The following is a 23,873-nucleotide window of genomic DNA, read 5'->3' as shown; positions in this document are numbered from 1 at the left end:
CTCCCTGTCGTGGCGGGTGTCAGTAGGTGAGGCCGTGCCCGAACGGGTAGAGCACCGTGGCCGGGTCGCCGGCGACGGGGATGTCGACGGGCAGGGAGGCCGTCGGCGCGACGTCCCCGACGATGACGCGGGCAGCCGCCTCGATCGCGACGGGGCTGTAGGAGTACGTCGCGAGGTAGGTCGGGGCGCTCGTGAAGTAGGCGATGTCGTAGGGGTCGCGCACGGCCACGACGACGACGGTCTTCCCGGTGGCGAGCAGCGCCTTGACGAGCTTCTGCTGCCCGCCACGGGTGTCGGTGACGCTCGTGTCCCAGGCCTTCATCGTCGTGACGACGACGACGTCCTTGTCGGCGGCCGCCGCGACCGCGGAGGCCACCGCCGCGTCGGTGGGCGACGTGCCGGTCTGGACGGTATGCACCGTCGCGCCCTTGGCCGTCATCGCCGCCGCGAGCGTGGCCGTCGTCGAGACGCCGTAGCCGGTGACGAGGACCTTCTTGCCGGCCGGGGCGACCGGGAGGGCCTTGGCGTCGTTCTTGACGAGCGTCGTCGTGCGGTCGGTGACGGAGCTCGCCGACGCGAGGTGCGCGGGTGTGCCGACGACCGACGCGACGGCGGCGGGGTCGGCGTACGGTCGGGCCACGATGCCCCGGCGGTACTTGAGGCCCAGCACGCGGCGTACCTTCGCGTCGAGCTCGTTGCGCGGGATGCGACCGCTGCGGACCGCGTCGATGACAGCGGCGTAGGCATCGTCCATCGCGGGGGTCATGAGCAGCTGGTCGACCCCGGCGAGCAGCGCCCGGACGGCCACCTCGGCGTCGCCGTAGAGGTCACGCACGCCCTGCATGGCGAGCGAGTCGGTGACGATGACCCCCTCGTAGCCGAGCTCCCCGCGCAGCACGCCGGTCATGATCGGCTTGCTCAGCGTGGCCGGGTTGCCCGAGTCGTCGAGCGCCGGGAACGACAGGTGTGCCGTCATGATCATGTCGATCTGCTCGTTGACGGCGGCCTTGAAGGGCGGCGCGTCGATGGTCTCCCACTGCTCGCGGGTGTGCGTGATGATCGGGAAGGCGACGTGGCTGTCGGTCGCGGTGTCGCCGTGGCCCGGGAAGTGCTTGGCGGACGAGGCGACCCCGCCGTCACGCTGGTAGCCGGCGACCTGCGCCGCGGCCAGCTCAGCGGCGAGAGCGGCCCGCGACGAGAAGGAGCGGGTGCCGATGACGGGGTTGAGCGGGTTGACGTTGACGTCGCAGTCGGGGGCGAAGTTCGTGTTGACGCCCATGGCGAGCAGCTCGCGGCCGGTGATCGCGGCGGCCGTGCGGGCGTCGGCGGCGCTCCGGCCGGCCCCGAGGGCCATCGAGCCGGGGAACTGCGTGGCGGGCGGCCCGATGCGTGTCACGACGCCCTGCTCCTGGTCGGTCGCGATCTGGAGGGGGATCCGGACCTTGCTCGTCTGCGTCAGGGCCGCCTTCTGCAGGCCGTTGGAGAGACCGACGATCTGGTCCGGGTTCTGCACGCTGTCGGTCCAGGCGAAGTAGATGACACCGCCGAGGTGGTACTTCTGCACGACCTCGGCCGGGCTCGCGACGCCGTAGAGCGGGAGGTTGCGGCTGTCGGGCGTCGTCGCGTCCTTGCCGTAGACGTTCTGGATGAAGAGCTGACCGACCTTCTCCTCCAACGACATCCGGGCGATCGTGGCGGTCACCCAACCCCTCTCGCCCGCGATCGCTGCGGGGACGGAGCTCGACGCGGCACGCGCGCTGCCGGCCGCGGCACCGGCTGCTGCGGCGGCGAGGCCGCCCGCGATCACGGAGCGACGTGAGAGTTCGGACATGGACATGGTGCCTCCAGGGATGTGAAGAATTCACGCAATCTGTCGTCGCGCCGGAACTTACCTACGTACCGTGGCGTAGGCAACAGATAGAGGCGTGCCATCTCACGATGCGCCGGGCGCGGCCGGTCCGGCGGCCCCCCTCACCAGCCGGCGAGCGACCTCACGGTCTGCACGGTGTCGATCTCGGAGACCGGCTTGTCGTCGCGGTAGCGGAGCACCCGAGCGAAGCGCAGCGCCATGCCGCCGGGGTAGCGCGACGACCTCTGCACGCCGTCGAAGGCGATCTCGACGACCTGCTCGGGGCGCAGTGGCACGACACCCCACTGCTGGCCCGAGCGGCCCGCCTCGACGTCCGCCGGGTCGAGCGCCAGGCCGCTGAACCGCTCGGTCTGCCACGCGAGCATCTCGTCGGTCATCCCCTTGAACGTCTTGCCGAGCATGACGAGCTCGCCCGAGTCGGCGTCGCGGGCGCCGAGGTGGATGTTGGACAGCCACCCCTGGCGCCGGCCGCTGCCCCACTCGACCGCGAGCACGACGAGGTCGAGGGTGTGCCGCGGCTTGACCTTGACCCACCCGGGACCCCGGCGTCCGGCGGCATACGGCAGTGCGGGGTCCTTGACGACGACGCCCTCGTGGCCGGCGGCGACGAGGTCGGCGAAGAACTGCTGCGCGCGCTGGGGGTCGTCGGTGCGCTCGCGCGGCACGCGCCACGCCGGCGGCACCGTCGCGGCGAGGCGCTCCCAGCGCACGTGGGCGGGCTCGTCGAGGAGGTCCTCGCCGTCGAGGTGGAGCACGTCGAAGAAGTACGGCGTGAGGGGCACCTGCTCGCGCAGCCGGTCGACGTCGGCGCTGCTCGCGGTACGGGCGCCCGTGACCTGGAAGGGCTGGGGCCGGCCGCCCTCGCCGAGGGCGATGACCTCGCCGTCGAGGACGAGGGTCTCGACGGGGAGGCCTGCGAGTGCCTCGGTGATCTCGGGCATCCGGTCGGTGACCTCGTCGAGCGTGCGGGTGAAGAGGCGCACGGTGCCCGGGCTCGTGCGGTTGTCGACGTGTGCCTGCAGGCGTATGCCGTCGAGCTTGGTCTCGACGACGACCTCGCCCCCCAGCGTGGCGAGCGCCGTGGCGACGTCGGGGGCCGAGCCGGCGAGCATCGGTCGCAGCGGGCGACCGACCTCGAGGGTGAGCGTTTCCAGGGCCTCGGTGCCCCCGGTGAGGGCGGCGCGGGCGACCGGGCCAGCGAAGCCGGCGAGCATGACGGCCCGGCGCACCGCGGCGTCGGGGACGTCGGCGGCCTTGGCGATCGCCTGGAGCACGACGCCGTCGCCCGCGCCCTGACGGGTCTCGCCCGTGATGAGGCCGCGCAGCCACGCCTGCTCGTCGGCGGTGGCGCGCGCGAAGAGCTCGCGCACGGCGGAGGATCGCGCCGCGCCCGACCCGGACCCGCCGATGGCAGCGATCGCCGTGACCGCGGCGTCGACCTCCTCGACGGTCAGCGTCGAGGTCTGCGCCGGGTCGGGAAGTCCCTGCAGTCCGCGCCAGCTGACGCCGATGCGCCGCTGGGGGAGCGCGCCCGACAGGTGGGCCGTCACGACCTCGACGACGTCGGGACCGTCGTGCGCCGCACGCCGCAGGCAGGCCGCCAGCGCCTCGACCTTCGCCGTGCGCGACGACGTGGCGGCGACGGTGTGCGAGGTGGCGACGACGTCGGAGAGCTGCATGCCCCGATCCTGCCCGCTCCCACCCACATCCAACCGTCGAGAGGTCAAAGTCTGCCGCTGCTCCGCCGTCGAGGGGCCGAAGTCTGCCGCTGCGCCACTGTCGAGAGGCCCATGTCTGCCGTAGGCCGGACTAGATTCGCCGCATGGGTGGCATCGTCGACCGGACTCGCGGTCTCGCTAACAGGGTCGCTCTGGGCACGGCGACCGCGGCCGGCGCGCTGCTCGTGACCGCCCGGACGACGCCGTGGCCGTCGGCCCTGCTCATCCGGGCCGTCTTCGACCGCGGAGCCGGGCGCGCGAGCGCCGCCCTGGAGAAGCACGTCCCGGGAGACCTCGTCGAAGTCGTCGACGAGGCGTACGACATCGCCTCGCCCGACGGGCGGCTCGACGTCTTCCGGCCACCTCGCACCGAGCCGCTGCCCACGGTCGTCTGGGTGCACGGGGGTGCGTTCGTGTCGGGATCGAAGGGCGACGTCGCCAACTACCTCCGGGTGCTCGCCGGCCGCGGGTTCACGACGGTCGGCGTTGACTACTCGATCGCCCCCGGCTCGCGCTATCCCACGCCGGTCAGGCAGGTGGCGGCGGCACTCGCCCACCTCGTCGACCACGCCGACCGGCTCGGCGTCGACCCCGGACGCATCGTGCTTGCCGGCGACTCCGCGGGCGCCCAGATCGCCGCGCAGGTCGCGCTGCTCGTCAGCGACGCTGCCTACGCGAGTGACGTCGGCATCGAGGTGGCTGTGCCGCCGGCGTCCCTCAAAGGGGTCGTGCTCTTCTGCGGTGCCTACGACTTCACCCTCGCGCAGGGGTCGACCCGGCTGGGCAGCTGGCTCGTCGACACGGCCATCTGGTCCTACCTCGGGTCGAGCCGACGCCACGACGAGCGGACGACCCGTCAGGGCTCGGTGCCGGTGCACGTCACCTCGTCGTTCCCGCCGGCCTTCGTGTCGGCCGGGAACGGCGACCCCCTCCTCCCGCACACGGTCGCGCTCGTCGAGGCGCTGGACCGGCACGGCGTCGACCACGACGCCCTGCTCTTCGCCGACGACCACGAGCCTCGGCTGGGCCACGAGTTCCAGTTCGATCTCGACTCGGCGCCCGGTCGCGAGGCGCTGGACCGCTCGGTGGCGTTCCTCCAGCGCGTCACGTCCTGAGCGTCGGCGCTGGCCTCTCGACGCTCCCGTGGCGGCCTCTCGTGGCCTCTCGACGGTGGGGGAGGGGGTGGGTCACTTGACGTGGGGGCCTCCTTGTCGTCAGGGTAAGCAAGCGCTTAGTCCATCGCGAGGAGCAGCATGCCCGACACCGCCGTCGTCAACGGAGCAGCCCGGGGGATCGGCCGCGCCATCGCCACCCGCCTGGCCCGCGAGGGGTGGCAGGTCGTCGTCGCCGACCTCGACGCGGCCGAGCTCGCGACGACCGCCGAGCAGATCGGTGCCGTCGCCGTCCCGGGGGACACGTCGACCGACTCCGGCGTGCGCCACCTCGTCGACACGGCACACGAGCGCCTCGGGCACGTCGACGTCTTCTTCGCCAATGCGGGGATCGGCACCCTCAAGGGTCTCGACGCCTCGGACGACGAGTGGACCCGCATCCTCGAGACCAACGTCCTCGCCCACGTACGCGCCGCCCGGCACCTCGTGCCGCGCTGGCTCGACACCGGCGGCGGGCGCCTCGTCGTCACCGCGTCGGCGGCCGGGCTGCTGACGATGCTCGGCGACGCGCCCTACTCCGTGAGCAAGCATGGCGCCGTCGCGTTCGCCGAGTGGCTGAGCGCGACGTACCGCCACCGCGGGATCGTCGTGCAGGCGATCTGCCCCCAGGGCGTCCAGACCCGGATGCTCGACGGCTCCGGCCCGCTCAAGGACCTGCTCGCCCTCGACGCGACGCTCACCGCCGACGAGGTCGCCGACGCCGCGTTCCGGGCGCTCTCGGGCGACGAGTTCTACGTCCTCCCGCACCCCGAGGTGAGCGGCTACTACGCGCAGCGCGCCGCGCACCCCGACGCCTGGCTCGCCGGCATGAACCGGCTGCAGCAGAAGCTCGACCACCAGACCGCCGACCAGCAGGAGAACGCATGACCGCCCAGCCGAACACCACCCAGCGCACCGCCATCGTCACCGGGGCCGCGCGCGGCATCGGCGCCGCCGTGGCCAAGCGCCTCGCCTCCGACGGGTATGCCGTCGCCGTCCTCGACCTCGACGAGTCCGCTTGTGCGGCAGTGGTCTCCGAGATCGAGGCCGCGGGTGGCAAGGGTCTCGCCGTCGGTGTCGACGTCTCGGACGAGTCGGCCGTGCACGCGGCTGTCGACCGCGTGGCCTCCGAGCTCGGGGCCCCGACGGTGCTCGTCAACAACGCCGGCATCATCCGCGACAACATGCTCTTCAAGATGAGTGCCGACGACTGGGACGCGGTCATGAACGTCCACCTCCGCGGCTCCTTCCTCATGACGCGGGCGACGCAGAAGCACATGATCGACGCGAAGTTCGGCCGCATCGTCAACCTCAGCTCGACGTCGGCGCTCGGCAACCGCGGGCAGGCCAACTACTCCGCCGCCAAGGCGGGCCTGCAGGGCTTCACGAAGACCTTGGCCATCGAGCTCGGCAAGTTCGGCGTCACCGCCAACGCCATCGCGCCCGGGTTCATCGCCACGGACATGACGCGCCAGACGGCCGAGCGCATGGGCATCACCTTCGAGCAGTTCCTCGAGGGCGCCGCCAAGGAGATCCCCGTGGCCCGCGTCGGCCAGCCCGAGGACATCGCGGCGACGACCTCCTTCCTCGTGCGCGACGAGGCGGGCTTCGTCTCCGGCCAGGTCATCTACGTCGCCGGCGGACCGAAGGACTGACGTGACCGACGCCCGCGACGCCGCCCCTGACGGGGACCCGCCCGGCCTGCCGCTCGACCGGCTCCGGGGCTTCCTCGACGAGACGTCGCCCGACCTGCTGTCGGGCCCGCTCAGCGGGCGGCTCGTCGCGGGCGGCAAGTCGAACCTCACCTACGCGGTCGGCGACGGCACGCGCACGGTCATCGTGCGTCGCCCGCCGCTCGGCCACGTGCTCGCCACCGCGCACGACATGGTGCGCGAGCACCGCGTCATCAGCGCCCTGCGCGACACCGCCGTCCCCGTCCCGACGACGTATGCCGTGTGCGACGACCCGGACGTCATCGGGGCGCCGTTCTACGTCATGGAGCGCGTCGAGGGCACGCCCTACCGCTTCGAGGCACAGCTCAGGCCGCTCGGCGCCGCACGGGTGCGGGCGATCAGCGAGCGGATGGTGGACACCCTCGTCGCCCTGCACGCCGTCGACCCCGGGTCGGTCGGGCTCGGTGACTTCGGCCGCCCCGACGGCTTCCTCGAGCGCCAGGTGCGGCGCTGGAAGCAGCAGCTCGACGCCTCCCGCAGCCGAGACCTCCCGGGCATCGACGAGCTGCACGAGCGGCTCGCGGGATCCGTTCCGGAACAGGGCGATCCGACGATCGTGCATGGCGACTTCCGCCTCGACAACCTCCTCGTCACTGGCGACGGCGAGGTCTCGGCGGTGCTCGACTGGGAGATGGCGACGCTGGGCGACCCCCTCACCGACGTCGCCCTGCTCGAGGCGTACCAGACCCTCCCGCTCATGATGGACAGCGTCGCCGTCTCCGACGTCTCGCGGACGCCGGGCTTCATCAGCGGTCCTGAGCTGCGTCAGCGGTATGCCGCCGCGAGCGGTCGCGACCTCGGGCACCTCTCGTTCCACCTCGGGCTCGCCTACTTCAAGCTCGCGGTCATCCTCGAGGGCATCCACTACCGCTACACCCAGGGCCAGACGGTGGGGAGCGGCTTCGCCCGCATCGGTGAGGCCACCGTCCCCCTCGTCACCGCCGGCCTCGCCGCCGTCAAGGAGAGCTGACTATGGACTTCGGATTCGACGCCCGCACCGAGGAGCTGCGTCAGGAGCTGCTCGGCTTCATGGACGAGCGCATCGTGCCGTCGCTGCCCGTCTTCGACGAGCAGGTCTCGGCGCTCCCCGACCGGTGGGCGTGGAGCACCGCGCCCGTGCTCCAGGACCTCCGGCAGGAGGCCCGCGACCTGGGGCTGTGGAACGTCTTCCTCCCCGGCCAGCTCGGCGCCGGCCTGACGAACCTCCAGTACGCCCCGCTCGCCGAGATCACCGGGCGCTCGATCCGCCTCGCGCCGGCGGTCCTCAACTGCGCCGCTCCCGACACCGGCAACATGGAGGTGCTCGCGCAGTTCGGCACGTCCGAGCAGCAGGAGCGGTGGCTGAAACCCTTGCTGCGTGGCGATATCCGCTCGGCGTTCGCGATGACGGAGCCCGACGTGGCGAGCAGCGACGCCACCAACATCGCCACGAGCATCCGGCGCGACGGCGACGACTACGTCATCAACGGCCGCAAGTGGTGGATCACCGGTGCGATGAACCCCGAGTGCGAAATCCTCATCGTCATGGGCAAGACCGATCCCGACGCCGACCGGCACCGGCAGCAGTCGATGGTCCTCGTCCCACGCGACACCCCCGGCGTGGAGGTCGTCCGCGGCATGGAGGTCTTCGGCTACGACGACCACGACCACGGTGGCCACGCCGAGCTGCGCTTCACCGACGTCCGCGTGCCCGCGAACAACCTCATCGGCGAGGAGGGCACCGGCTTCGCCATCGCCCAGGCCCGCCTCGGCCCCGGCCGGATCCACCACTGCATGCGCTCGATCGGCCTCGCTGAAGTCGCCATCGAGGCCATGTGCCGCCGTGCCTCCGAGCGCGTGGCCTTCGGGCGCCCCATCGCCGAGCAAGGCGTCGTGCGCGACTGGATCGCCGAGTCCCGCGTGCGCATCGAGCAGCTGCGCCTCCTCGTGCTCAAGACCGCCTGGCTCATGGACACCGTCGGCAACAAGGGCGCCCACACCGAGATCCAGGCGATCAAGATCGCGACCCCCAAGACCGTCGAGTGGATCCTCGACAAGGCCATCCAGACCCACGGCGCCGCCGGGCTGAGCCAGGACACCGAGCTCGCGGCCGCCTTCGCGGGCATCCGCACGCTGCGTTTCGCCGACGGTCCCGACGAGGTGCACAAGAACGCGCTCGCCAAGGCCGAGCTGCGGAGGTATGTCGCCCGCTGACGCCCGCGCTACGGCATACGCCCGCCGCGCGCCCGCCGGCACCACCAGGCGACGGCACGACCCACCCGACCGCACGACGAAGGGACCGATGATGGACTTCGACCTCAGCGCCGAGGAGCGCGAGATCCGTGACTGGGTGCGCACCTTCGTGCGCAAGGAGATCGTGCCGCTCGAGCCGCAGGTGCTCGAGCGCGAGCGGCGGGGCGAGCGCGGCCTGACGGCTGAGGAGCTGAGAGCCCTTCAGGACAAAGCCCGCTCGTCCGGCTTCTTCGGCATCCAGACACCTGAGAGCCACGGCGGCATGGGTCAGGGAGCCGTCGTCGCCGCGCTCATCGAGATCGAGCTCGGACGGTCGTTCGTGCCGTTCCGCTTCGCCGGCGAGGCCGACAACATCCTCTTCTCGGCCACTGAGGAGCAGCAGGACACCTACCTCCGCCCGACGATCGAGGGCACGCGCAGGTCGTGCTTCGCGATCACGGAGCCCGGGGCCGGGTCCGACGCCCGCGCCATCCGCACGAGCGCCCGACGCGAGGGCGACGAGTGGGTCATCAACGGCGAGAAGACCTTCATCACCGGCGGCAACGAGGCCGACTTCGTCATGGTCTTCGCGGTGACGGACAAGGAGAAGGGCGCCGACGGCGGGGTCACGTGCTTCCTCGTCGACCGCGACCGCGGGTGGACGAGCACCCCCATCGACACGATGGGCGAGTGGGGGCCGGCCGCGCTCGTCTTCGACGACGTCCGTGTGCCGCACTCTGCGATCCTCGGCGAGGAGGGCAAGGGCTTCGACCTCGCGATGCGCTGGATCGGCAAGGGCCGCTACATGCTGCCCGCGCGTGCCCTCGGCTCGTGCGAACGGCTCGTCGAGATGGGGATGGAGTGGGCCCGCAACCGGGTCACCTTCGGCCAGCCGATCGCCGAGCGCCAGGCCATCCAGTGGATGGTCGCCGACTCCGCCGTCGAGATCGAGGCGTTGCGCTGGCTCGTGCTCACCGCAGCCTGGCAGGTCGACCGTGGCCTCGACTCGCGACAGTCGCAGTCGATGGCCAAGCTCTACGGCGGCGTCAAAGCCAACGAGATCGTCGACCGCGTGCTCCAGATGCACGGCGGCATGGGCTACACGCGCGAGCTGCCCGTCGAGCGGTGGTACCGCGAGCTGCGCCTGCTGCGCATCTACGAGGGCACCGACGAGATCCAGCGCCGCACCATCGCGCGCAACCTCCTCAAGGGGCACGTGTCGGTGCGCGGGCACCTGGGCTGACGCGCGGGGGCACCCGGCCCGGCGGCATACGCCCTCGGTCAAAGGAGCCCTGTCGGGGCCGGTGAGGAGGATGCTGTGGAGATGGCAGGTCCACCCGCAAGCGCGAAGCAGTTCAACAAGGTCGCCGTCCGGCTCGCCGGGCACCGTTTCTTCCCGCTCTGGGCGGTGCTGCGTCACCAAGGCCGCTCGAGCGGCAAGGACTACGCGACTCCCGTCGCCGTCATCCCGACGCCGTCGACCTTCATCATCGCCCTCCCGTGGGGACGTGGCACCGACTGGGTCCGCAACGTCCGCGCCGCCGACGGCTGCACGATCCGCTGGAAGGGGCGCGAGTTCACTTGCACCGAGCCGACCTTCGTCGACAAGGCCGTCGCCCTGGCCGCGGCGAAGGGCATGACCCGGCGGGCGATCGACCGCCGCGACATGCCGGGCGGCTTCCTCCAGCTGACCCGGACCCCGGCCCCCGAGCACTCGGCGATGCAGTCCGGCTGGTGAGGCCCCGGACTCCTGACCCGGCGACACGTGGTGTGAATAGTCCTTTTTGCCCGATTGTCGGGCTCTCTGCGACATCATGAGTCAATGAGGTCCGCGGTGAAGGCTGCACGTGACGCCCCGCGTCGGCCGACGACGAGCCACGGGATGCTGGCCCCGAACGGGGCGCCCGCGTGACCCGCCCGACCCGCCCGACCCTGGGCCGCGCCCGCTGGTGGGTGGCAGCGGCGCTGGCGCTCGTCGGCGTCTTCGTGCTCGGAGCGACGGCGGTGCGCTTCGCCCCTCCCGGGTCGACCGTCGCCGTCTGGTGGCCGGCCGCCGGTCTCGCGGTCTCCTTCCTGCTCGCCACCGCACGGGGTCCGCGCGCCTGGCTCTTCGTCCTCGGTGTCGTCGTCTCGAGCGCGGCCGCCAACGCCTACGGTGGCCGCCCGCCGCTCGTGGCCCTGTGCTTCGGCGTGGCCAATGCCGCCGAGGTGGCGGTCGTCTACGGCCTGCTGACCCGCGGCGGGCGACGCCCCGCGCTCGCGACGATGGAGGACCTCTGGAACCTCCTCGCCGCGACGCTCGCCGGAGCTCTCGTCTTCGGTCTCCTCGCCGGCCTCACGGTGAGCATCGCTCTCGGAGGGCCGTTGCTCGCGACGGCGTCCGCCGTCACCGCCTCGCACGCCGCCGCCGTGCTCGTCTTCGCACCTCTCGGCATCGCGGTCGGCACGCGACGCACGCGACGTCCCGGCTTCGAGGACCTCGTCCAGTGGGTCGTCGTCGTCGGGCTCACGGCCTGGGTCTTCAATCCGGGGCAGGCGCTGCCGCTCGCGTTCCTGCCGATCCCCGTCCTCGTCTGGGGCGCCCTGCGTCTCGGGCTGCGCACCGTCGCGATCCAGCTGCTCGTCGTCGGTGTCCTGGCGGTCACGCTGACGAGCATCGGCGGCGGACCCTTCGCCGCCGCAGCGCGCGTCGGGGGACTCCGCCCCGAGACGGTGGGCGCGCTCACCCAGGCGTTCCTCGTGACGGCCGCCGTGACCGCCCTCTCGCTCGCCGTCGCCTCGACGCAGCGTCGCACGGCCCTGCTCGACCTGCGCAGCGAGGTCGAGCTGAGCAGCGTCGTGCTCGACACCGCCGCCAGCGCGATCATCGTCGTCGACCGCGCCGGGGCCATCGCCCGCCTCAACGCGACAGCGGCGCGCCTGCTCGGCGCGCCCGAGGTCGAGCTCGTCGGACGTCCGGCTGCGGAGGTCTTCCCCGTCGAGCACCACGACCGTGTCACCACGCAGACGGCCGGCATCGGAGAGGGTGCCGTGTCGCTCCACGAGGAGCAGGACTGGCGCGTCGAGGGACTCGGCGTGCGTCACATCGTGTGGACCAACGCCTACCTCACTGACGACACCGGGCACCGCACCCACCTCGTCAAGACCGGCGTCGACGTCACCGACGAGCGTGCGGCCCGGACCTTCGTCGAGGCCGTGCTCGAGGCCGCCACGGCCACCGCGATCATCGGCACCGACCTCGACGGTGTCATCACGCTCTTCAACCGCGGCGCCGAGACCGTGCTCGGCTGGCGCGCGTCGGAGGTCGTCAGCTGCAAGGACTGGTCGCTGCTGCACGACCCCGCTGAGATCGACAGCCGTGCCGAGGAGCTCGGCGTCGAGCCCGGATTCGACGTGCTCGTGCACCGCGTCCGGGGCGGCGCCGCGACCGAGACCCGTGACTGGACCTACGTCCGCAAGGACGGCACCCGTCGCACGGTGTCCCTGACGATGAGCGGCATCCGTGGCGAGGGGGGCCAGCTCACGGGTTATCTCGGCGTGGCCGAGGACGTCACGAGACGCCGGCAGGTCGAGGTCACCCTGCAGGTCGCGCTCGAGCGGGAGCGTGAGGCGGTCGAGGAGCTGACCCAGCTCGACCGGACGAAGTCCGACTTCGTGTCGGCGGTCAGCCACGAGCTGCGCACCCCGCTGGCCAGCGTGCTCGGCTACACCGAGATGCTCGAGGACGGCGCCGCCGGCGCTCTCACCGACCGCCAGCTCGAGCTCGTGGCCCGCGTCGACCGCAACGGCCGTCGCCTGCTCTCGCTCATCGAGGACCTCCTGCTCAACTCCCACATCGAGGCCGGACGTCTCGAGCTCACGCCGCGCCGGTGCGACCTGTCAGACGTCGTCGCCAGCGCGTGGACGTCGGTGGAGACGGTGACGGCGCAGCGCGACCTCGCGCGCGAGGTCGAGGTGTCGCCGCGACCGCTGTGGATCGAGGGAGACCCCGTAGCACTCGAGCGGATGGTCACCAACCTGCTCTCCAACGCCGTGAAGTTCACCCCCGACGGCGGCCGGGTCGCGCTCGCCGCGCACCCCGACGACCGCCGCCCGGACACGGTCCGCCTCGTCGTCTCCGACTCGGGGATGGGCATCCCGGAGTCCGACCACGAGCGCGTCTTCGCGCGGTTCTTCCGCTCGAGCGCCGCCAACGAGCGGGCCATCCAGGGATCGGGTCTCGGACTGTCGATCGTGCGCGCCATCGCCGAGGGGCACGGCGGGTCGGTGTCGGTCGACTCGGCCCCGGACCAGGGGTCGACGTTCACGGTGTGTCTTCCCGTTGCGGGTTCTGCCGGTCCTCCCACGCAGGGGGCCTCTCGGACATATCGTGACCATCGGGACGATTCCTAGTGGCGGCGGCCGCGATCCAGGAGTAGGACGCAGACAGGGGACAGGGTGCGCGACGGCGTGGTGTGGGAGGTGCTGGCGCTCAGTCGGCTCACCGAGCTGATGAACCGGGTCAGCGCGCAGGACGACCTGTCGATCCTCTTCGACATGGTCGTCGACGGCGCCGCCGACGTGGTCGGCTTCAAGGTGGCAGCGATCAGTGTCGTCGTGCCCTCGGGCGACATCGAGGTCGCAGCCGTGGCCGGCGACGACGACGCGCGCGTGGAGCTGCTCGGCAGGCGGACGCCCCGACCGGTCCTCGAGGCCGAGTTCGCCGTGGCCGAGAGGTGGGGGAGCCTGCGCTTCGTCCCCGCCGGTGAGCTGCCCGACGGGTCAGCCGAGGGCTGGGTGTCGGCCGACTGGACCGCGCCGACCCCTGCCGGTGACCCCGACGCGTGGAACCCGGAAGACACCCTCATCGCACCCTTCTTCGACGCCGTCGGGGAGCTGCTCGGCATCCTCTCGGTCGACCTACCGCTCAGCGGGCGCCGCCCCGACGTGACGCAACGGGCCGTGCTCGAGCTCTTCGCCAACCAGACGGGCATCGCCATCTCGGCCGCGCGCCAGCGCCACGCCCTGTCCGAGCGGGTCCGTCTCGGTGAGGCCGTGCAGACGGTGGCGCGCATCGCGCAGGAGGACCTCGACCCGGCCCGGGTCGTCGACGTCGCGGCGACGCCGATCTCGGCCGGCCTCGCGTCGGCAGGCCTGTGGCTACGGGCCTTCGCCGGCGAGGACGACGACGAGCGTGAGAGCGTCTCGGCGCGCAGCGGCGAGCGCGTGCACACGCCGGTCTCGCTCGTCGCGATCGCCCGACGGATGGCCGCCCGGTGCTGGCGTGAAGGTGTCGTCGCGGTCGTCGGCGCCGAAGGCCACGTCGAGCCGACGCGCCTCTGGAGCGACGACGACATCGCCCAGGTGCGCGTCTTCCTGTCCGACGCCGCAGCGCGCTCGCTGCTCATCGCGCCGATGGGCTCGGGCTCGAGCTGCTTCGGCTACATCGCCTGCACACGCGGGCCCGGTGACCCGGACTGGACCGACGCCGAGGCGCAGGCCGCGCTCGAGATGGGCCGTGACCTGGGGCGGGCCATCCGGAACGCCCGTTTGTACGCCGTCGAGCGGCGGGTCGCGGCCGAGCTGCGTGAGGCCGACCGCAGCAAGACGCAGCTCTTCTCTACCGTGTCGCACGAGCTGAAGAACCCCCTCGCCTCGATCGTCGGACACGTCGAGCTGCTCCGGCAGGAGCCGGACGCCAACGGCGACTGGTCGCTCGGGGTCATCGAGCGCAACACCGAGCGGCTGCAGAGCCTCGTCGACGACCTGCTGACGCTGTCGCGGGTCAGCGACCCCGACCGGGCCATGCCCGAGGCTGACGTCGATCTCGGCGCGGTGTCACGCGACGTCGTCGACATGTTCCGTCCGCGCGCGGACACCAGGCAGGTCAGTCTCACCTTCGACCTCGAGGAGCGGCTGCCGCTCGTCCGAGGGAGTGCCGGGGACCTCGAGCGGGTCGTGCAGAACCTCGTGAGCAACGCCGTGAAGTTCACCCCGGCCGGCGGGAGGGTGGCGGTCTCCGTCGCAAGCCGCCGCGACCGGGTCGTGCTCGAGTGCACCGACGACGGGCTCGGCATCTCACCGGAGGACCAGGAGGGCCTCTTCACGGAGTTCTTCCGTGGCACGAACCCCGAGACCCTCCAGGTGCCGGGCACGGGTCTCGGCCTCAGCATCGCGCAGCGCGTCGTGACGAGGCACGGCGGGCGGATCGACGTCGAGTCCGAGCTCGGCCGGGGGACGAGCGTCAGGCTCCTGCTGCCGGCTCTCTGACGCACCGCCGCCGGGCTCAGCCGGCGATGACGACGACGAGGTGTCGAGGTCCGTGCACTCCTTCGACGCGGCTCAGCTCGATGTCGCTCGTCGCCGAGGGCCCGCTGACGAAGGTCAGGGGCGCGGTGGGGTCGAGGCGCGCGAGCCCTTCGGGGACCGACTGGACGACGTCCGCCACCGACACGACGCAGAGGTGCACGTCAGGCACGAGGGTGATCATCCGTCGCCCACACCGGGGCGACCCGTCGAGGGCGATCGTCCCCGTCTCGGAGATCGCCACGACCGAGCCGGTGACGACGGCGTCGACGCGGTCCAGCTCGCGGGGCGTGATGGTGCCGACGTCACGGATGCAGACCGGTGTGGCCGAGGTCCACCCGTCCGGGACGCCTGGTGCCGCGATCGAGGAGGTGGCGCCGACGGCGTCGAGGGCAGCGGCGATCGCGATGCCGACCGACTCGTCCGCCCCTCTCGTCCGCACGACGGTCGCGCGGTAGTCCTCGAGTCGCTCGACGAGCTGGTCGACCACGGCGGCCGAGCCGGGAGGGTGCTCGCCGGCCTCGCGATAGGCGCGGACGACCGGAGGCGCGTCAGCGGGGTTGTCGCCGAGGGCGCCCCGGATCCGGGCCAGCACCTCGTCGCGGGCGCTCACGAACGACCTCCGCGGGTGCGCGCCCACCAGTCTCGGAACGTCTCGGCAGGAGGGCTCGGGGCGTCGCGGGAAGCGGTCCACCCGTTGAGCGGCGGTGGCAGCGGAAGGAGCGGCCGCCCTCGTCGTATGCCGTGCCTGGCCGTCCCGGCCGCACGCCCGGCTCGCGCGAAGCGCGCCGGGTCGCTCATCACCCACGCCGCTGCAGCCATCGCGGCGGCCTCGGCGGACGGCAGCCGGTGGGCGGCGGCGTGGGCCTCGGTGTGCTCGGCGCGCAGCTGGACGAGCAGGTCGGGGATGTTGATCTTGACGGGACACACGTCGTAGCAGGCACCACAGAGGCTCGACGCGTAGGGCAGCGAGTCGTTCGGGTCGTGGCCTCCGGTCACTCCGGTGAGGAACGGTGTCAGCACCGCGCCGATGGGCCCGGGGTAGACCGAGCCGTAGGCGTGGCCGCCGGTGCGCTCGTAGACCGGGCACACGTTGAGGCACGCGGAGCAGCGGATGCAGTGCAGGGCGGTGCGGCCGAGGTCGTCGGCCAGGGCGCGGGTGCGGCCGTTGTCGAGCAGGACGAGGTGGAAGTCCTGGGGGCCGTCGCCGGGCGTCACGCCGGTCCACATCGAGGTGTAGGGGTTCATCCGCTCACCGGTCGACGAGCGCGGCAGGAGCTGGAGGAAGACCTCGAGGTCGCGCCAGGCGGGGACGACCTTCTCGATGCCCATCACGGTGATGAGGGTCTCGGGCAGGGTCAGGCACATCCGACCGTTGCCCTCGGACTCGACGACGGTCAGCGTTCCGGTCTCGGCGATGCCGAAGTTGGCACCGGACACCGCGACCCTGGCCCTGAGGAACAGCTCGCGAAGATGGGTGCGCGCGGCGGCCGCGAGCACGCTGGGCTCGTCGGTCAGCGTGGCCAGGTCGACGTCCGGCATCTCGCGGGCGAAGATCTCGCGGATCTCGGCACGGCCGCGGTGGATGGCCGGCACGAGGATGTGGCTGGGCTTGTCGTGGCCGAGCTGGACGATCAGCTCGGCGAGGTCGGTCTCGTGGGCCGTGATCCCGGCCTCCTCGAGTGCCTCGTTGAGCCCGATCTCCTGGGTGGCCATCGACTTGACCTTGACCACCTCGTCGGCTCCGGTGGCGCGCACGAGGTCGAGCACGATGCCGTTGGCCTCCGCCGCGTCGCGGGCCCAGTGCACCGTGCCGCCACGGGCCGTCACGTTGCGCTCGAGCTCCTCGAGCAGCTCGGGGAGGCGCGCCATCGTGTCGGCCTTGATGGCCGACCCCGCATCGCGCAGGGCTTCCCAGTCGGGCACCTCGCCGACGACGGAGGCGCGTTTCGCACGGATCGTCGCGGTCGCGTGGGCCAGGTTGCGGCGCAGGCGGGTGTCGCCGAGCGCGTCGCGGGCGGCGGCCGGGAAGGACCGGTTTCCCGTGAGCTGCCCTACGGCGGTGTCTGCGGCGGGCCCGGGGACCCGGCCGGCAGGCATTCCGAGGAAGGTGCTCATCGCGCCCGCCTCATGAGGTGCTCGCGAGGATCTCGGCGAGATGGACGGGACGTACGCCGGTGCGCAGCCGGGACAGGCCGCCGCCGATGTGCATGAGGCAGGACGCGTCGCCGGCCGTCACGACCTCGGCCCGCGTCGCGAGCACCGAGGACATCTTGTCGGCGAGCATCGCGGTCGAGGTGTCGGCGTTCTTGACCGAGAACGTGCCGCCGAAGCCGCAGCACGTGTCGGCGGCGGGGAGCTCGACGAGGTCGATGCCCCGCACGGCCCGGAGCAGCTGCAGCGGCCGCTCGCCGACCCCGAGGAGGCGAAGTGAGTGGCAGGTCGGGTGGTAGGTCACGCGGTGCGGGTAGGCGGCGCCCACGTCGGTCACCCCGAGGACGTCGACGAGCAGCTCGGACAGCTCGAAGGTGCGCCCGGCCACGGCATCGGCCCGCAGGGCCAGCGCCTCGTCACCCTCACGACGTGCGAGCGCGGCGTGCTGGTGCCGCACCGAGCCGACGCATGAGCCCGACGGCGCGACGACCGCTTCACATCCGGCGGCGATGGCCCGCTCGAACACGTCCACGTGGTGTCGCACGAGGCCCACGGCGTCGTGCTGGTAGCCGGTGTTCGTGTGCATCTGCCCGCAGCACGTCTGCGACTGCGGGAAGACGACCTCGTGGCCGAGCCTTTCCAGCACCGCCACCGTGGCCTTGCCGACCTCGGGGAAGAGGACGTCGCCGAGGCAGGTCACGAAGAGCGCGATCCTCACGCGAGTCTCCTCGCCGACGACGCCGCCGTCGATGCCCGGGCGATGAGCTCGGGCGGGAAGACGACGTGCTGGTGCACGTGCTCGGTGCCGCGGTCGGCCTCCTCGGCGAGCAGCCGGGCCGCCGTCTGGCCGAGCAGGTGGCGCGGCTGGGAGACCGACGTGAGGGGCACGGCTGCTGCGGCGGCGAACTCGATGTCGTCGTAGCCGACGATGCCGACGTCGTCGGGCACCCTGACGCCGTGCTGGGAGAGGTGCTGGAGGAGCCCGAGTGCGAGCAGGTCGTTGGCACAGAAGACGCCGGTCGGCCGCGTGCGGCGTGGCAGGCCGAGGAGGCGCTCCCCGGCCCGGCGGCCCTCGGCGATCGTGAGCGCCGACGTCCGGATCCAGGTGAGGACGTCCGCGGGCAGGCCGGCTGCCGCCGTGGCCGCCACAGCACCGGTGTGACGGTCGCGCACCTGGGGGATCTCGGCCGGGCCGCCGACGAAGGCCAGCCGGGTGTGGCCGGCCTCGGCGAGGTGGCTGATGGCGAGCTCGCCGCCGGAGACGTCGTCGACGCCGACCGTGCACCAGTCGTCACTGTCGTCCGGGGCCCGGTCGACGAGGACGACCGGGACCCCGGCGTCCCGCAGGCGCTGCAGGCGGGGGTTGGCGTAGTCCATGGCCGTGATGAGGACGCCACGCGGGCGGAGCTGGGTGAGCTGCTCGAGGTACTGGTCCTCGCGCTCGACGTCCTGGTCACTGTTGCAGATGAAGAGGGCGAGTCCCTCGGCCCTGGCGACGTCCTCGACGCCGCGCGCGACGTCGGTGAAGAAGGGGTTGGTCGCGTCGAGCACGAGGTAGGCGATGGTGCGGGAGCGACCTGCGGCCAGCTGACGGGCCGACGCGTTCGGCACGAAGCCGAGCTCGGCGATCGCCGCCTCCACCTTCGCGCGGGTCGCGGGCCGGACGGCGGCCGGGCGGTTGAGGACGTTGGAGACGGTCCCCAGGGAGACGCCGGCGCGTGCCGCGACGTCCTTGATGCTCACCGTGGCCATGGGTCCTCCTCTCGCCGCAGCAACGTATCGCGTCCCGGCCGGTCCGCGTCGTCGCCTCCGGGCCGGACACGGCTCATGAGGGCACATGCCTGCGCAGGTCCTGCGTGGCGGCGAGGTCGGCGCGGATCTGCTCGAGGGTCGGGGGGGCGGCCCCGAAGGCTCTCGCCTGCACGAGCACGTTGCCCAGCGCGGTGGCCTCGACCGGCCCGGCGACGACGGGCAGGCCCGTCAGGTCCGCCGTCACCTGGCAGAGCAGGTGGTTGCGCGAGCCGCCACCGACGACGTGGATGACGTCGACGCCGGTACCGGCGAGCACGGCGGCCCGACGTGTCGTCGAGGCGTATGCCGCCGCGAGCGAGTCGAGGATGCACCGCACCGTGTGTGCGGGGTCGGGGAGAGGGCTCCTCGCCGCCGCCGCGATGCGCTCGGGCATGTCGTCCGGGCGGATGAAGGCGTCGTCGTCGACGTCGACGAGAGGCCCCCCGGGCGGGAGCCGCTCGGCCTCGACGAGGAGGGCATCGAGGTCCTGCGCGACACCGCGGTCTGCCCACGCCCGCATCGACTCCTGGAGCAGCCAGAGGCCACCGACGTTGCGCAGGAAGCGGGTCCGGCCGTCGACACCTCCCTCGTTGGTGAAGTTGGCGGCCCTGCTCGCCGGGGTGATGACGGGCGACCCGAGCTCCAGCCCGGCGAGCGACCACGTACCGCTCGAGACGTAGGCGAAGCGACTCGTCGTCGCGGGCACGGCGACGACGGCGGAGGCCGTGTCGTGGGAGCCGACGGCGGTGACGAGGGTGCCGGGCCGCAGGCCGGTCTGCTCCAGAGCTGCGCTCGTCAGCGGCCCGATGACGTCGCCGGGCGCGACGAGCGGAGGCAGCAGGCCGGCCGGGAGGTCGAGGCGGTCGAGCAGGTCCTTGGCCCAGGTGCCCGTTCCGGCGTCCAGCAGGCCAGTCGTCGAGGCGTTCGTCGTCTCGGTACGCAGCACGCCGGTGAGCCGGTAGGCGAGCACGTCCGGGAGCAGCACGACGTGGGCCACATTGCCCCACAGAGGCCCTGCCTTCTCGACCTCGAGCTGGTAGAGCGTCGTGAACGGCAGGAACTGCAACCCGTTGACGGCATACAGCTCCTCGGGCCCGACGCGGGCGTGCACGCGCTCGACGCCCGGGCCGGTGCGCCCGTCACGGTAGGACACGGGCTCCGCGAGGAGCCGTCCCTGCGCGTCGAGCAGGGCGTAGTCGACGGCCCACGTGTCGATGCCCACCGACTCCGTCTCGGGGAAGTCGCGGGCCAGCAGCCGCAGACCGGTGAGCACCTCGGACCAGAGACGGGTGAGGTCCCACCGGAGGTGGCCGTCACGCTGCACCGGCCCGTTGCGGAACCGGTGCAGCGTGTGCAGCGTGGTGAGTGAGCCGTCGACGACGCCCGCCATGACCCGACCACCGGAGGCACCGATGTCGACGGCGCCGAAGACGCGTGGGCTCACGACGGCTGCTCTCAGCGAAGGAACGCAGCGGCGACGCCGGCGTCGACAGGGATGTGCAGGCCGGTCGTGTGGCTCAGCTCGTCGGAGGTGAGGACCGCGGCCGCGTTGGCGACGTGCTCCGGGAGCACCTCCCGACCGAGCAGGGTGCGTTTGGCGTAGTAGGCGCCGAGCTCCTCCTCCGGCACCCCGTAGACGGCGGCGCGCTGGGCGCCCCAGCCGGCCGCGAAGATGCCGCTGCCGCGGACGACGCCGTCGGGGTTGATCCCGTTGACCTTGATGCCGTGCTCGCCGAGCTCGGCCGCGAGCAGCCTGACCTGGTGGGCCTGGTCGGCCTTGACGGCGCTGTAGGCGATGTTGTTCGGCCCGGCGAAGACGGAGTTCTTCGAGGAGATGTAGAGGATGTCGCCGCCCAGCTTCTGGGCGATCATCGCCCGTGCGGCCGCCTGGGCCGTGAGGAAGCTGCCCTTGGCCATGACGTCGTGCTGGAGGTCCCAGTCGGCCTCGGTCGTCTCGAGCAGGGGCTTGCTGATCGACAGTCCGGCGTTGTTGACGAGCAGGTCGATGCCGCCGAAGGCGAGCACGGTCGCGTCGACGGCGGCCTGCACCTGGGCGGCGTCGGTGACGTTCGCCTGCACGCCGACGGCGACGTCGTTGGTGCCGATCTCCGTCGCGGCGGCCTGCGCCGTGTCGAGGTCGAGGTCGGCGATGACGACGCATGCACCTTCGGCGGCCAGACGCGTGGCGATGGCCTTGCCGATGCCGCTGGCGGCGCCGGTGACGAGGGCGATGCGGCCGGCGTGGCTGCGCGGCTTGGGCATCCGCTGGAGCTTGGCCTCCTCGAGGGCCCAGTACTCGATGCGGAACTTCTCCGCCTCGTCGATGGGCGCGTAGGTCGACACCGACTCGGCGCCGCGCATGACGTTGATCGCGTTGACGTAGAACTCGCCCGCGACCCGCGCCGTCTGCTTGTCCTTGCCGAAGGAGAACATCCCGACCCCCGGCACGAGCACGATGGCCGGGTCGGCCCCGCGCATCGGGGGCGAGTCGGGGGTCGCGTTGCGCTCGTAGTAGGCGGCGTAGTCCTCGCGGTATGCCGTGTGCAGCTCGTCGAGGCGCGCGACGATCTCCTCGACGGTGGCGCCGGACGGCAGGTCGACGACCAGAGGCTTGACCTTGGTGCGCAGGAAGTGGTCGGGGCACGACGTCCCGAGCTCGGCGAGGTGAGCGAGCTTGTCGTGGCTGAGGAACTCGAGCACGACGTCGGCGTCGGTGAAGTGGCCCACCATCGCGCGGTCCCGGGAGGCGACAGCGCGGACGTGCGGGGCGAGCGCGGCGGCCTTCGCGTGCCGCTCGGCGGGCGGCAGGGCGGCATACCCCGGCACCTCTGCGCCGAAGGGCTCGGCGCTGCCGTGCTCGTCGAGGTGGGCCTGCGCGGTCTCGATGATCCATATCGAGTTGGCCTCGGCCTCCTCGCTCGTGTCGCCCCAGGCGGTGATGCCGTGGCCGCCGAGCACCGTCCCGACGGCCTGCGGGTTGGCGGTCTTGATGGCGGCGATGTCGAGACCGAGCTGGAAGCCGGGTCGGCGCCACGGCACCCACACGACGCGGTCGCCGAAGATCTCCTTCGTCAGCTGCTCGCCGTCCTTCGCCGTCGCGATCGCGATGCCGCTGTCGGGGTGGAGGTGGTCGACGTGGGGCGCGTCGACGAGCCCGTGCATGGCGGTGTCGATCGACGGCGCTGCGCCCCCCTTGCCGTGCAGGCAGTAGTCGAAGGCGGCGACCATCTCGTCCTCGCGGTCGATGCCGGGGTAGACGTCCACGAGGCTGCGCATGCGGTCGAGACGCAGGACGGCCAGCCCCGGCTCGGTGAGGGTGCCCAGGTCGCCGCCCGAGCCCTTGACCCAGAGCAGGTCGACCTGCTCGCCGGTGACGGGATCGGTCTCGGAGCCCTTGGCGGACGTGTTGCCCCCGGCGTAGTTCGTGTTCCGGGGGTCGGCCCCCAGGCGGTTGGATCGGGCGAGCAGGTCGGCGACGGCGGTGTTGGTCATGGCGGGTTCCTCGGGTGCGGGTGTGGGTGCGGTGCGGGTGCGAGCGGGGAGATGGCAGGGGTGGGGGAGGGTGACCGTGGCGTCCACCCGGTGGGGTGGGCCGTCCGGGCGTCTCAGGCGCCCCAGCCGGCCTGGGTGCCACCGACGCGGGTGGCTTCGATCTGGTCCTGGTAGCCGCTCGCGGCGTACGCCTTCATCGGGTCGGCCGGCAGGCCGCGCCCGGCCCTCCACTCAGCGAGGTCGGCGCGGACGTCGGTGTAGAACGCATCCATCAGCACGCCGTTGGCCCCGAGCACGTCACCGGCTCGCTCGGCTTCGACGAGGGCGTCCCGGTCGACGAGGAGCGCTCGTGCCGTCATCTCTTGCACGTTCAGCACCGAGCGGATCTGGCCGGGGATCTTGGCCTCGACGTTGTGGCACTGGTCGAGCATGAAGGCGACGTCGCTGTCCTGCCCGTAGCCGCCACCGCGGATGACCTCGTGGAGGATGCGGAAGAGCTGGAACGGGTCGGCCGCCCCCACGATGAGGTCGTCGTCGGCGTAGAAGCGGGAGTTGAAGTCGAACGCGCCGAGGCGTCCGAGCCGGAGCAGCTGCATGACGATGAACTCGATGTTCGTGCCGGGCGCGTGGTGGCCGGTGTCGAGGCAGACGACGGCGCGCTCGCCGAGTGCGACGCACTGCGCGTACGACGTGCCCCAGTCCGGGACGTCCGTGGCGTAGAAGGCCGGTTCGAAGAACTTGTACTCGAGGACGAGCCGTTGCTCGCCCGAGAGGCGGGCGTAGACCTGGGCGAGCGAGTCGGCGAGCCGGTCCTGTCGGTCGCGCAGGTCGCCCTGGCCGGGGTAGTTCGTGCCGTCCGGCAGCCAGATCTTGAGGTCACGGCTACCGGTGACGTCCATGACGTCGATGCACTCGATCTGGTGCGCGACCGCCTTGGCGCGGATGCGCTCGTCGACGTGGGTCAGGCTGCCGAACTTGTAGTCGTCGTCCTGGAAGGTGTTCGAGTTGATGGTTCCGAGCCGCATGCCGAGGTCATCGGCGAAGCGGGCGAGCTTGTCGTAGTCGTCGACGCGGTCCCACGGGATGTGCAGGGCGACGGACGGGGCGAGACCCGTGAGGCGATGGACCGCAGCGGCGTCGGCGAGCTTCTCCTCGACGGTGCGCGGCGTGCCCCGGGTGCTGAAGACCTTGAACCGGGTGCCCGAGTTGCCGAAGGCCCAGGAGGGCAGCTCGAGCGCCTGCTGCGCGAGCCGGCCCGCGATGTCGCTGAATGTCGTCATTGGTCATCCCGTCGTGGTGTGCAGATCTGCCGCTGTTATGAAGCGTTTCAGAAGTCTGGATCTCAGTCAACCGCAGCACTCAGGCCGCGGTCAACCCCGGGTGAGCGTGTCGGCCTCCAGATTGAGCACGATAGGACGAGATTTGACCGGACCCATTGACAGTGCGATGCGTGAACCCTACCGTTGAA

The 23,873-nt window shown here is 72.0% G+C and carries 18 protein-coding genes; 9 read left to right on the top strand and 9 right to left on the bottom strand.

The annotated features are described in order from the left end of the window. Positions 1-19: 19 nt before the first annotated feature. Together NR112_RS13620 and NR112_RS13615 are read right to left on the bottom strand one after the other, a co-directional pair. A complete protein-coding gene (locus NR112_RS13620) occupies positions 20-1,831 on the bottom strand; it encodes a glycoside hydrolase family 3 protein (protein ID WP_256794847.1) in 1,812 nt (603 codons plus the stop codon). A 140-nt stretch (positions 1,832-1,971) separates the two neighbouring features. Beyond that, a complete protein-coding gene (locus tag NR112_RS13615) occupies positions 1,972-3,549 on the bottom strand; it encodes an ATP-dependent DNA ligase (protein ID WP_256794846.1) in 1,578 nt (525 codons plus the stop codon). 143 nt (positions 3,550-3,692) lie between these two features. On the opposite strand from NR112_RS13615, the gene NR112_RS13610 reads away from it, so the two are divergent. From NR112_RS13610 to NR112_RS13570, 9 genes are all read left to right on the top strand, one after another. Further along, a complete protein-coding gene (locus NR112_RS13610; RefSeq protein ID WP_256794845.1) occupies positions 3,693-4,703 on the top strand; it encodes an alpha/beta hydrolase in 1,011 nt (336 codons plus the stop codon). Between the two features lie 138 nt (positions 4,704-4,841). After that, complete coding sequence (locus tag NR112_RS13605; protein WP_256794844.1) at positions 4,842-5,627, top strand: SDR family oxidoreductase; 786 nt, start codon at positions 4,842-4,844, stop codon at positions 5,625-5,627. Next, positions 5,624-6,394 carry a 3-oxoacyl-ACP reductase FabG gene (gene fabG / locus NR112_RS13600; protein WP_256794843.1) on the top strand — a complete coding sequence of 257 codons (771 nt, stop codon included), beginning with the start codon at positions 5,624-5,626 and terminating at the stop codon, positions 6,392-6,394. Before NR112_RS13605 ends, fabG begins: the two co-directional genes overlap by 4 nt. Position 6,395: 1 nt before the next feature. Then, positions 6,396-7,442, top strand: coding sequence for a phosphotransferase family protein (locus NR112_RS13595; RefSeq protein WP_256794842.1), 1,047 nt, complete (start codon positions 6,396-6,398; stop codon positions 7,440-7,442). A 2-nt stretch (positions 7,443-7,444) separates the two neighbouring features. Continuing rightward, the gene (locus tag NR112_RS13590) at positions 7,445-8,665 is read left to right on the top strand and encodes an acyl-CoA dehydrogenase family protein (RefSeq protein ID WP_256794841.1); all 1,221 of its coding nucleotides are present in this window, start codon (positions 7,445-7,447) and stop codon (positions 8,663-8,665) included. Continuing rightward, positions 8,652-9,926: an acyl-CoA dehydrogenase family protein gene (locus tag NR112_RS13585; protein ID WP_256794840.1), complete on the top strand. Its 1,275-nt coding sequence runs from the start codon at positions 8,652-8,654 to the stop codon at positions 9,924-9,926. Before NR112_RS13590 ends, NR112_RS13585 begins: the two co-directional genes overlap by 14 nt. Before the next feature lie 81 nt (positions 9,927-10,007). Continuing rightward, positions 10,008-10,421 carry a nitroreductase family deazaflavin-dependent oxidoreductase gene (locus NR112_RS13580; protein ID WP_256794839.1) on the top strand — a complete coding sequence of 138 codons (414 nt, stop codon included), beginning with the start codon at positions 10,008-10,010 and terminating at the stop codon, positions 10,419-10,421. A 170-nt stretch (positions 10,422-10,591) separates the two neighbouring features. Next, positions 10,592-13,075 (top strand): ATP-binding protein, encoded by a 2,484-nt coding sequence (locus NR112_RS13575; RefSeq protein ID WP_256794838.1) that lies wholly within the window; start codon positions 10,592-10,594, stop codon positions 13,073-13,075. A 45-nt stretch (positions 13,076-13,120) separates the two neighbouring features. Then, entirely contained in the window at positions 13,121-14,932 is a 1,812-nt protein-coding gene (locus NR112_RS13570; protein ID WP_256794837.1) for a GAF domain-containing sensor histidine kinase, read from the top strand. 16 nt (positions 14,933-14,948) lie between these two features. Here the strand turns inward: NR112_RS13570 and NR112_RS13565 are convergent, their stop codons facing one another. From NR112_RS13565 to rhaI, 7 genes are all read right to left on the bottom strand, one after another. Next, the gene (locus NR112_RS13565) at positions 14,949-15,581 is read right to left on the bottom strand and encodes an LUD domain-containing protein (RefSeq protein WP_256794836.1); all 633 of its coding nucleotides are present in this window, start codon (positions 15,579-15,581) and stop codon (positions 14,949-14,951) included. Further along, positions 15,578-17,086, bottom strand: a complete 1,509-nt coding sequence (locus tag NR112_RS13560; RefSeq protein ID WP_256794835.1) for a lactate utilization protein B — start codon at positions 17,084-17,086, stop codon at positions 15,578-15,580. The genes NR112_RS13565 and NR112_RS13560 overlap by 4 nt, the downstream gene beginning before the upstream one ends. Before the next feature lie 10 nt (positions 17,087-17,096). Beyond that, on the bottom strand, positions 17,097-17,840 hold the full coding sequence (locus NR112_RS13555; RefSeq protein WP_256794834.1) for a (Fe-S)-binding protein: 744 nt from the start codon (positions 17,838-17,840) through the stop codon (positions 17,097-17,099). Beyond that, a complete protein-coding gene (locus NR112_RS13550; RefSeq protein ID WP_256794833.1) occupies positions 17,837-18,874 on the bottom strand; it encodes a LacI family DNA-binding transcriptional regulator in 1,038 nt (345 codons plus the stop codon). The genes NR112_RS13555 and NR112_RS13550 overlap by 4 nt, the downstream gene beginning before the upstream one ends. 73 nt (positions 18,875-18,947) lie before the next feature. Further along, positions 18,948-20,357, bottom strand: a complete 1,410-nt coding sequence (locus tag NR112_RS13545) for a rhamnulokinase family protein (protein ID WP_256794832.1) — start codon at positions 20,355-20,357, stop codon at positions 18,948-18,950. An 11-nt stretch (positions 20,358-20,368) separates the two neighbouring features. After that, positions 20,369-22,405: a bifunctional aldolase/short-chain dehydrogenase gene (locus NR112_RS13540; protein WP_256794831.1), complete on the bottom strand. Its 2,037-nt coding sequence runs from the start codon at positions 22,403-22,405 to the stop codon at positions 20,369-20,371. A gap of 113 nt (positions 22,406-22,518) precedes the next feature. Further along, complete coding sequence (gene rhaI, locus NR112_RS13535) at positions 22,519-23,685, bottom strand: L-rhamnose isomerase (protein WP_256794830.1); 1,167 nt, start codon at positions 23,683-23,685, stop codon at positions 22,519-22,521. Positions 23,686-23,873: the final 188 nt, after the last annotated feature.

Source organism: Terrabacter sp. Ter38, from assembly GCF_024519435.1.
GTDB lineage: Bacteria > Actinomycetota > Actinomycetes > Actinomycetales > Dermatophilaceae > Terrabacter.
The sequence above is the reverse complement of the archived record's forward strand: the minus strand, read 5'-3'. Positions and strand labels throughout refer to the sequence as shown.

Excerpts from the sequence above, each read along its gene's own strand:
- NR112_RS13590 (WP_256794841.1), top strand. The coding sequence starts at position 7,445 with ATGGACTTCGGATTCGACGCCCGCACCGAGGAGCTGCGTCAGGAGCTG.
- NR112_RS13550 (WP_256794833.1), bottom strand. The coding sequence starts at position 18,874 with ATGGCCACGGTGAGCATCAAGGACGTCGCGGCACGCGCCGGCGTCTCC.
- fabG (WP_256794843.1), top strand. The coding sequence starts at position 5,624 with ATGACCGCCCAGCCGAACACCACCCAGCGCACCGCCATCGTCACCGGG.
- NR112_RS13585 (WP_256794840.1), top strand. The coding sequence starts at position 8,652 with ATGTCGCCCGCTGACGCCCGCGCTACGGCATACGCCCGCCGCGCGCCC.
- NR112_RS13605 (WP_256794844.1), top strand. The coding sequence starts at position 4,842 with ATGCCCGACACCGCCGTCGTCAACGGAGCAGCCCGGGGGATCGGCCGC.
- NR112_RS13615 (WP_256794846.1), bottom strand. The coding sequence starts at position 3,549 with ATGCAGCTCTCCGACGTCGTCGCCACCTCGCACACCGTCGCCGCCACG.
- NR112_RS13560 (WP_256794835.1), bottom strand. The coding sequence starts at position 17,086 with ATGAGCACCTTCCTCGGAATGCCTGCCGGCCGGGTCCCCGGGCCCGCC.
- NR112_RS13540 (WP_256794831.1), bottom strand. The coding sequence starts at position 22,405 with ATGACCAACACCGCCGTCGCCGACCTGCTCGCCCGATCCAACCGCCTG.
- NR112_RS13580 (WP_256794839.1), top strand. The coding sequence starts at position 10,008 with ATGGCAGGTCCACCCGCAAGCGCGAAGCAGTTCAACAAGGTCGCCGTC.
- NR112_RS13620 (WP_256794847.1), bottom strand. The coding sequence starts at position 1,831 with ATGTCCGAACTCTCACGTCGCTCCGTGATCGCGGGCGGCCTCGCCGCC.
- rhaI (WP_256794830.1), bottom strand. The coding sequence starts at position 23,685 with ATGACGACATTCAGCGACATCGCGGGCCGGCTCGCGCAGCAGGCGCTC.
- NR112_RS13610 (WP_256794845.1), top strand. The coding sequence starts at position 3,693 with ATGGGTGGCATCGTCGACCGGACTCGCGGTCTCGCTAACAGGGTCGCT.